The sequence below is a fragment of the Williamsia sp. genome (assembly GCF_016462415.1).
Lineage (GTDB): Bacteria > Actinomycetota > Actinomycetes > Mycobacteriales > Mycobacteriaceae > Williamsia_A.
In genome coordinates, this window is the sequence record NZ_JAEMTF010000008.1 from 80688 (window position 1) to 89484 (window position 8797).

The following is an 8797-nucleotide window of genomic DNA, read 5'->3' on the forward strand; positions in this document are numbered from 1 at the left end:
CGTTCACTCGGTGTATGCAACGGCTTGTTGCGTTCCTTCTCGCCGAGCGGACCTCCGCAGGATGGGTTCGGCGAGGCGGGTTGCCCGATCTAGATCGGATCTCCGATTACTTGGGAGCGTCTGCGTCTGTTGAGGCCCAGGCTCGACAGGGGGACCTCGGCCGACAGGCGTACGCGGGTCGCGTTGCTTCAGTAGGCGAAGCCGAGCAGCCAGACAGTCAACCAGGCGTGGTCCGCCGCCGGCTCGAGGATGAACTCGAACTAGCAACGGCTTGATCGCGGTTCGGGAAGCGCGATTCGTATAGCTTGCTCCCATGTCCAATTCGGGAGCGTTGGAGTTGTGGAGGACCAGCCGGGCGGACGATCTCGACCGCATGGAAGCGATCCACCGCGCACTCACGGGGCCGGGAAGCGGTCGTCGACGACAGACGGAGCACATCAACGGGGCAGTGATCTCTCGCGTCTTAGCCGAGTTCCAAGGCTTCTGTCGTGACTTGCACAACGAAGCAGTCGATCACGTTGTGTCCTGCTCGGGCATCACGGACCCCGGCCTCCTCGCCCTGACCCGTGCCGCCTATCTCCGAGGTCGACTGTTGGATCAGGGGAACCCGACCTGGAAGGTGCTGATCGCCGACTTTGGACGGGTGGAACTGGACCTGAAGAAGACGATCAAGACCCACTACCCCGAACGGCACAAGACGTGGCTTGCTCAACTCGACTCGCTGACCTACACGCGTAACGCGGTTGCCCACGCCGACGAGATCAAGCTGTTGGCCTGTCGCAGTCGGGGCGACCTGAATCTCCGCCGGGCGCGGGAGTCGCGACGGACCACCGGGGCAATTGCATCTGGCATGGATCGGGTAACTAAGACACACTTGAAGCAACTCACGGGCGTTGCCCCGTGGTGAAGGAGGTCCCCAAGATGGCTAGACGCATAAAGCGCGGCGATCGCATCGTGGTGCCCTACGGCAGTCAGAACCATGAGGCCACGGTGATCGAGGTCCGGAACGGGCGCATCGTGGTAGCTGTCGACCCGGACTCGGATTCCCCGGTTCACACGTTCTACCGGCAGAGCGAACTCGTTAGCTGAGTTCAGTTGTCGGGAGTGCAACTGACAATTAGTGGATGACTCGAAGATCACGACCGCGACGATCAGAGCGTCGGCGGGCCAACGCAACATCGCGGGACCAGAGTGCGCCGGAAAACCCGTGGGCATCCCCAGAACGCGTCCTCGAGTTTGCCCGGGAGGCGTCGAACATCGGCGAGTTGGTGGCACATTTCGCGCTGGCGTCGGCGTATGTGTCCTCGAATTACGTAGAACCGGGGGAGTCGATCGACGACATCGACTCCCTGATCGGTAGCGAAGACGATGTACCCGACCCGCTGCTAACCGCGCACCGGCTTGCGAAGTTCTACGTCATCTCAGCTGGCGACGCGCTCAAGTCCTGCTGCGAGCTGGTCGGGCGCGAATACCCGATGCATGTAGGCTCCGCGGCGCTGGCGCGAACGACAGCTGAGCATGCGAGCAAAGCGATGTATCTCTCCGACCCCTACGCGGGATGGAAAGTCCGTGTCCTTCGCGCTCAAGCGTTGTTCACTGCGGCCTCCTCCGAATACAAGTCCTCGAACGAAACCGGGGCTCGGGAGATGATCGGCAGCTGGGAACGGTGGCGGAACCGGACCGGTGAGCTTTTTTCCGGAGTGCCGAGACAGACAGCCAAGAGCAACAGCAAGCTGGTCGAGACGTACATCCCGCACGTTCTCGCCTACGACGAATTGAGTCGTCCGGCGCACGGCAACGCTGTGTGGCTCACAACCGCGGTTATCCAGGAGCAGAAGGGGACCAACTACACACGGTGCGCGACGCTACGGAACATGCAGTGTGCGATAGACGCCGGCGTCGCCGCCGCTGTGGGGCTGTGCCAGCTATGGCAGCTGGACCTAGACGACGTGGTGGCCGCAGCCGTAGGCGAGAGCGGCGCTATAACGGCGACTTGGGAGGAGCTCGCCTCCGGTGTCGATTACGTTCGCGCCGGGGTCAACGATCTGTCGAACCACGTTGAACTCGATTGGACACTAGACCCACAGCCTCGTCGCTGACGGTAGGCGGCTGTCACGCACGAGCGACGACACCCCGCGACACATGAGCGCCATCGTGGTCGAGAGTCTGCCTATCGACATTGCGAACAGTTCACCGTTCAGCACAACGGGTGCACGGTGGTGATAGGCCGCTATATCCACGGGGGAGCGTTTCGTGTGGCTGTGATGGATGAGTCGGGGGTGTGCTTCGATGAGAACGGACACGAGACTGCCGCGGAGTGGGTGGCGTACGCGCGACACAGCGCCGAATGAGTTCGACACCATCACATTTCGGATATGACTAAGCACCCCTACCCGGTAAATGGTGGGGGTGCTTTGCTACGTGATCCAGGTGCGTGACGATGCGCACGGGGCGGGGTGTGCGTGATTGAGATTGTTGGGTTCCGCTGCGAATTGCTTTAGTAGTTCGAGGCCGACGTAGATGTAGTGATCGATCCATGAACCCAGACATCTTCTTCGAGATCAGTGTTGGCGGCGTAACGGTTGGCGCTTTCGAGGGGCGTGCGGGCGGTGGCGTGTTCCGGGGCGAGATCGCACTGTCGGATCACGTAGAGCCATTCGAGGATGGCGCGGGCTACCGGAAGGAGGGAATCGAGGTTTCGTATCCGGCCGGTTCTGACCCCTTCACCGTGGTCGCTCATGCCCTGGAAATGTGGCGGAGTGAGGCTTCGCATTTGCGCGGTTGGCCGTTGTGATTTCCGTCACCTGACAGGTCGGTGGGTACGTGTGCTGAGTGTCGAGGGCCGAGGGGCAGGACTCTAAAACAGGCGGCGATGTGGACCGACGGTACGACCCGTTCCTCAGATAGCTAGTTATACAGCGAGATCGAGGGGTAGATCGGAGATATCTCGCAGACGCTTCCCCTCGATCAGGATGCCTAACATGCTGATCGCCTCGTCGTTTTTTGTGAGGTCAACGGCCTCGATGAGTTCGTTCAGGGCGAAATGGTAGACGGTGTCGATGTCGCCGGTGCCAAGCGCCAACGAGGCAAGCCGGGACGGGGTGGGCTCACCCGTAACAACCGCGATATGAGGGGTGCGCCCCTTGCGGTTGCGAATTACATTGAGGGCCTCGGATCGGGCGTTCTGCGCACGGTCTGAGCGCAGCGTCCACTTGCAGGACACAACGGCATGGACAATTGCGCGGTCCTGGTTCGCTTCTCGCAGGACGGCGAAGAGGCCGCTGTGGTCATCGACCACGACCTCGTCGTCGTTGAACACGAGGTCGGGTTCGGGACGACGCGTGATCAGTACATCAGGACTGACCTCATATGAGTTGCCCAACACCGACGCTAGCGTTGGGTCAGCTTCGATCGCGCGAGCGAGGTCGTCGAGATGTGTGTAGGGCTCGTAGACCGCGATTTGATAGGTCTTGCGGGAACCGCCGACGTGTTCCACCTGCCAACTGCCCGGCCGCACTGGCGCCATGAGAGGGAAGGTCCTATCCAGGAAGTGTTTCACGGCCAACTCGAATTGAGTTCCCGCACGCTGTCCCATGAGCTTCCGCTGCGCTTCCTGGGCTCCCAACGCCCTGGCCACATACAGCCCGATCTTCTTGCTAGTGGCCTGGCTGGAGTCCGCGTTCGACGCAACGCCATCCGTAATAGAAAGCGTTCCGTTGGAGATCAGCTCTCGGTAGAACATGTCGCGCTCTCGCGTGATTGCGCCGATCACGACTGTGCGGTGTTAATGGCTCTTTTTATTTGAAGACCCACTGCCTTAGCGACCGGTGGAGGGAACGCGTTCCCGATCTGGCGGTACGCGTTGGTCTTACGCCCGGTGATCTCCCAACTGTCGGGGAACCCCTGCACGCGTGCCGCCATCCGAACGGTCAGCCGGGGCATCTCCTCATGGTCAGGGCCAGGCGCCTCCTCGGCAATAGTTTTGCCGTTGACTCCGAGCATCTCCCAGGCGCGACGCGCTCGTGTTGGCCCGAGGTCCGGTCCACCGTGCTTCTTCGATCCGCCAACCAATGTGGGGGCAATCGTGTTCGCGCGTGCGGCCCAGTCGTCGGCTCCTGACCAACCGTTGGCGGCCATCAGGTCTTTGAGTGCTTCTCCCACTGTCGGGGTGGACTTGCGTGACGCGGGTGTTGGCCACTCGAAGTCGCCCATGTCGTTACGCATAGCTACGAACACAACCCTCGGTCGCAACTGCGGAACTCCGTAGTCGGATGCGTTCAGGAGTCGCCAATCCGGTCGGTAACCCAGTTCGACCAGTTGTTGTTCGACCTCCGAACGGTAGGTCTGGAAGACGATATCCATGAGGCCGCGCACGTTCTCCAGCATCACGGCCTTCGGGCGTAGAGCGTCTACAAGTTCGATTGCGCGTGGAAACAGGTCGCGGTCGTCTTCTGCCCCGAGTTGACGTCCAGCCTTAGAGAAGGGCGGGCAAGGCACGCCGCCCGCGAGAAGGTCGACGCCCTCATAGCCGGTAGGGTCCCATTCCCGGAGGTCCTCCTCGACTACGTTCCAGCGCGGGCGGTTGGCACGAAGGGTGTTGCAGGCATGGTGGTCGTTCTCGATCACGACACGATGCTTGAAACCGGCCTGTTCCAGACCGAGAGCCTGGCCGCCCGCTCCGGTGCAGATTTCGACGGATGTCAATGCCACAGTGGTTCCGTTCCTGGTGTTCGTTGAGGATCACGGAGACCGTAGAGCCCCTCACTGACAGTGACTGTATCGCCGCGCGGACTGCTCCTGGGTCCGCGACATGCCACCGGCTTGCTGGTTAGCTGACGAGCGTGGACGATGAGGCGTTTTACGAGGGCGTTCCGTGGTGGGAGCTGAAGAAGTGGCCGGGCAAGAATGTCAAGTTCGGGGGTCGGCCGAAGCTGGCCGCGTACCTGTATTTCAACTACGAGGTGGGCAATACGTTCCGGATGAAGGAACTCCGCCGTGCGCTTGGTGACGATGCACCCGCCGATGACGAACACCTGAACCGCAGACTTCGGCAGCTTCGTGACCAAGATTGGCGGTTCGATTCCTACAAAGACCTCGCTGGACAGGACGTCGACGCCTACGTCCTCAAAGCTAAGGGAAAGCGAATCTGGCTGGGAGAACGCAACCGTTTGGACAAGCCCTCGCAGGCGGTCAGGCGCGAGGTCATCGAACGCGACCTCAACCGCTGCGTTGTCTGTGGCGTCGGTGCTGGGGAACCGTACGACCGGGAACCCGACTCGAAAGCGCGAATGACAGTCGGTCACCGTGTTGCGGGCGCGCGGCTTGCAAGCGCCAGTCCCGACAATCTCCAAACCGAATGTTCGCGATGCAATGAGCCCGCCGGGGACACGCCGCCGAACCCCGAGCGTCTCGATGAGGTCATGTCGGTCGTAAGTCGGCTGGGCGTGAAGGACAAGACCGCGCTGCTCGATTGGCTGACCGCTGGCCGGCGAATACGTAACAAGGTGGACGTTGCCTACGACAGGATCCGGCGGCTCTCCACGACGGAACGCGAGGCCGTTGTGCAACGACTGCGGGAGGCCACGCGTAGGGGCTGATTACTCGGGTCGAGCCCGCACCGGAACCGCCTGGCCACAAGCTACGTCTAAGCGCGGTGACCGATACCGCGCTTACGACTCTCCTCCTATTGCTGCCTGCGCTGTGGCTCGTGATCGTCGAGGACCGGGACGAAGGATGAGGAGCAGCTCGCGCTCTGAGACAATCGATCTCGGGATTGAGGTGGCCTTCGTCTGTAGGTGGTGCCCTGTAGCATCACGAGCACTCGTCGCGGGTCGAAGAGACTCGTGCGGCGGAACTGAATCCAGCAGTGGCTACACGGCCCCAAAGGGGCTTGGTGTCGGTGAACCCATCGTGCGTCTAAACGCCCACAAGCCGCTCAATTCCCTTCACTACCCAACGCAGTTTCTGCGTTTTGACCATCCGTGACCTCTGTGTCGAGCGCGATCCTAAACTGTTCGAGCATGATGTCGTGTAATGCCGAGACATTCACCTTGGCAAAGGAATTACTTTTCCGATGAACCACTTGGTAAGTTGCACGTCTAAAATCATTAAAGGCTGCCGCTGCCGCTGGTAGTCCAAGGATTTCAAGACGTACCCCGTGCGGTACCGTCCCTATGTAGATCGGGTCGAATAGTTTACGGATACGTTCCAGGACTGGATAGTCCGTCAAGTCTGAGTCCCAGTCTGGATCGGAAAGCTCGTCGTGCCACTGATACTCGACCGCCAGGGGGGCCATCGAGGCCGCCTTCTCGGCACTGTCAAGAAGGGCTGTCATGCGCTCGCCACGTTGCATCCGCAACCATTCGGCACTTCGCGTGAGCGAATGTAACCTATCTTGTTCGTCGAGTTGCTTATGTAGATTCCGCCCATTCGACCGTATTTGCCACCACACACCCCCAAAAGCGATCAAGGCCGCTATAAGAGCAATGCAGGCCGCAAGAATGGTCGCCCAGGGCTGCGTCAACCCAAGCCAGATGTCAGGGGATTGCTTCGGCGCTAACTTGTCGACAACATCCCTCGGAAGATGGATTTCGACCGTTTGAGGTGGGCTAAGGGTGGTTGCCTGCGGGGGAGTGGGAGGTGTGGGCGGGCCGAGACGCATCGGGGTTGTCACCCCGCGATTATGACCACCACTGCTCAAGTCTTGCTTGCGGTCGACCGATCGCGCCGATGGCCGAGGTCCACCAGCTGTTCGCAACCATCTCGCCGCCGAAACCGGAGGTTAGACCTTGCGCTCTAACTCCGTGCGAGGCGCCACCATTTCAACCTCTGCTGCTCTACTCGTAACCGCGGTGGGGGTGAGCCGGGCGGACCGGTTCGGGGATCAGGCGCCCCGGAACCGGTCGCGTCCGAACCTCGTCAGCGGACGTCGACCTGCTTGCCCGTGGTGTCGCGGTCCTTGGTGCTGTACCAGGTCACGAAGTCCTTGATGCCGAACGCATGCAGACGCCGCAGTGAGATGTAGACGACGGCCTTCTGTGCCAGCGCGATACCCGCCGAGCCGGTGATGGCGCGGACACGGCGCTGCAGGATGATGTCCTCGTCGGCGTCATCCATCGACACCCGTGGGAAACCGCCGCTCTCGCGGTAGATCTCGGCGTCGAACGCCATGTTCGGCCCGCACACGGCGAAGCTGCGCCGGCGGGCGTCGGGCTCCTTGCGGGTGCGCCACCACTCGACGCCGTGGCCGAGGCGCCAGGCCACGCCGATCGCGTTGAACACCACGTTGGTGAAGCCCTCGTCGGTGCGCGCACGCAGTCGGCCGCCGACGAGGCGCTTACCGTCGAGCAACGGTCGGATCAGCTGCGAGAGCCACTCGGCGTCCGGGATGGTGTCGGCGTCGGTCCGCGCGACCAAGGTCGCACCCGTGTCGATGGCGTGGCGCGTGGCGGTGTCGATCGCGTACCCGACGCCCTTCTGGGTCTCGGTGATCAACTCGACAGGGAAGCGCGGATTCGACTCGATGTGCTCTGCGACGATCTGCGCGGTGCGATCGGTGCTGTTGTTGTCCACGACGATGATTCGCGGACTGCCCAGCACGTCGCGGTGGATGACGTCGTCCCAGTGCTGCCGGTCGAGTGCGCGCAGCGTGTCGAGGATGAACTTCTCCTCGTTGTAGGCAGCGACGATCACTGCCACCGAGTGGACATCGATCTTGTCGAGTTCTTGCGTTGTCATCGTTACTCACTCCTAGCGTTCCCCCCGAGGGATCGTTTCGTCGTGCGTCAGCGAATGTCGGTGTTCTGCTCCGTGGCGGTGCGGTCGGATGATGCGTACCAGGACACGAAGCCCTGCGTGCCGTACTCGTCGAGACGTCGCAGCGATGTGTAGACGATCGCCCTGGGCGCCAATGCGATTCCCTCGGGTCCGGTGATCGCGCGGACACTCTGCTGCAGCACCTGGTCCTCGTCGGCCTCCTCGATGGACGTGCGGGGGAATCCGCCGGACTTCTCGTACATCTCGGCGTCGATCGCCAGATTGTTGCCGACGACGGCGAAGCTGCGTCGCTTGTCCGGTTCGTGGTCGCGGGTGCGGATCCACTCCACGAGATGTCCTACGCGCCAGAGCCGCCCGACGGCGTTGAACACCGTCGACTGCATCCCGTCGCCGCTGCGCGCCCGCACCCGACCACCCACCAGTCGCTTGCCGCCGAGCAGCGGCGCGATGATCGAGGCGAGCCAGTCCGGGGCCGGAAGCGTGTCGGCGTCGGTGCGGGCGATGTAGGTCGCGCCGAGTTCGATGGCCCGACGTGCACCGGCATCGGCGGCCGACCCGGTGCCCTTCTCGAGTTCGGTGATCATCTCGAAGGGGACCTTCGTACCGGCCGATATGAAGTCGCTCACTATCGCTGCGGTGTCGTCGGTGCTGTTGTTGTCGACCAGGATCACCCGGAATCCACCGAGCACGTCGCGATGGACCGGCTTGTCGAAACGCTGGGCCTCCAGAGCGCGCAACGTGTCCAGGACCAGGTGTTTCTCGTTGTACATCGGTACGATCACGGCCACTGCGGGTCTCTCGGCGCTACCCATGCGTACGAGTAAACACGGTCTGGCGGCCATGGGCGACCCGTGTCGACCGTTCGGCCGAGCGGAACCAGCGGTCCCCCGCGCGCGTCGGAACACGGTGTTCGTAGACGCGCAGAAGGGCTCGCGAGGCGGGGCGACGGTCGCCCGTCGGTGGGGTGACGAGAGCGGCATGGTGTCGGTCGAGGCGGCCTTTGCCATCGCGGCGATCGTCT

The 8797-nt window shown here is 62.2% G+C and carries 9 protein-coding genes; 4 read left to right on the forward strand and 5 right to left on the reverse strand.

Going from position 1 to position 8797, the window contains the following annotated elements; translation table 11 throughout:
- Window positions 1–313 precede the first annotated feature (313 nt).
- The 3 genes from JHC79_RS03685 to JHC79_RS03695 all read left to right on the forward strand — a co-directional run bounded on the left by JHC79_RS03685 (window position 314) and on the right by JHC79_RS03695 (window position 2794).
- Window positions 314–907, forward strand: a complete 594-nt coding sequence (locus JHC79_RS03685; RefSeq protein WP_296388512.1) for a hypothetical protein — start codon at window positions 314–316, stop codon at window positions 905–907.
- A 358-nt stretch (window positions 908–1265) separates the two neighbouring features.
- On the forward strand, window positions 1266–2099 hold the full coding sequence (locus tag JHC79_RS03690) for a hypothetical protein (protein WP_296388513.1): 834 nt from the start codon (window positions 1266–1268) through the stop codon (window positions 2097–2099).
- 437 nt (window positions 2100–2536) lie between these two features.
- Entirely contained in the window at window positions 2537–2794 is a 258-nt protein-coding gene (locus tag JHC79_RS03695) for a hypothetical protein (protein ID WP_296388514.1), read from the forward strand.
- A gap of 117 nt (window positions 2795–2911) precedes the next feature.
- Here JHC79_RS03695 and JHC79_RS03700 read toward each other — a convergent pair whose 3' ends face one another.
- Together JHC79_RS03700 and JHC79_RS03705 are read right to left on the reverse strand one after the other, a co-directional pair.
- Window positions 2912–3772 carry an NgoMIV family type II restriction endonuclease gene (locus tag JHC79_RS03700; RefSeq protein WP_296388515.1) on the reverse strand — a complete coding sequence of 287 codons (861 nt, stop codon included), beginning with the start codon at window positions 3770–3772 and terminating at the stop codon, window positions 2912–2914.
- Complete coding sequence (locus JHC79_RS03705) at window positions 3769–4710, reverse strand: DNA cytosine methyltransferase (protein ID WP_296388516.1); 942 nt, start codon at window positions 4708–4710, stop codon at window positions 3769–3771. The genes JHC79_RS03700 and JHC79_RS03705 overlap by 4 nt, the downstream gene beginning before the upstream one ends.
- A gap of 131 nt (window positions 4711–4841) precedes the next feature.
- Here JHC79_RS03705 and JHC79_RS03710 point away from each other — a divergent pair, with 131 nt between their 5' ends.
- Window positions 4842–5597, forward strand: a complete 756-nt coding sequence (locus tag JHC79_RS03710; protein WP_296388517.1) for an HNH endonuclease signature motif containing protein — start codon at window positions 4842–4844, stop codon at window positions 5595–5597.
- A 338-nt stretch (window positions 5598–5935) separates the two neighbouring features.
- Here JHC79_RS03710 and JHC79_RS03715 read toward each other — a convergent pair whose 3' ends face one another.
- The 3 genes from JHC79_RS03715 to JHC79_RS03725 form a co-directional block, all read right to left on the reverse strand.
- Window positions 5936–6673 (reverse strand): hypothetical protein, encoded by a 738-nt coding sequence (locus tag JHC79_RS03715; protein WP_296388518.1) that lies wholly within the window; start codon window positions 6671–6673, stop codon window positions 5936–5938.
- A 245-nt stretch (window positions 6674–6918) separates the two neighbouring features.
- Window positions 6919–7737, reverse strand: a complete 819-nt coding sequence (locus JHC79_RS03720; RefSeq protein WP_296388519.1) for a glycosyltransferase family 2 protein — start codon at window positions 7735–7737, stop codon at window positions 6919–6921.
- Between the two features lie 47 nt (window positions 7738–7784).
- On the reverse strand, window positions 7785–8564 hold the full coding sequence (locus tag JHC79_RS03725; RefSeq protein WP_296388520.1) for a glycosyltransferase: 780 nt from the start codon (window positions 8562–8564) through the stop codon (window positions 7785–7787).
- Between the last annotated feature and the right edge of the window lie 233 nt (window positions 8565–8797).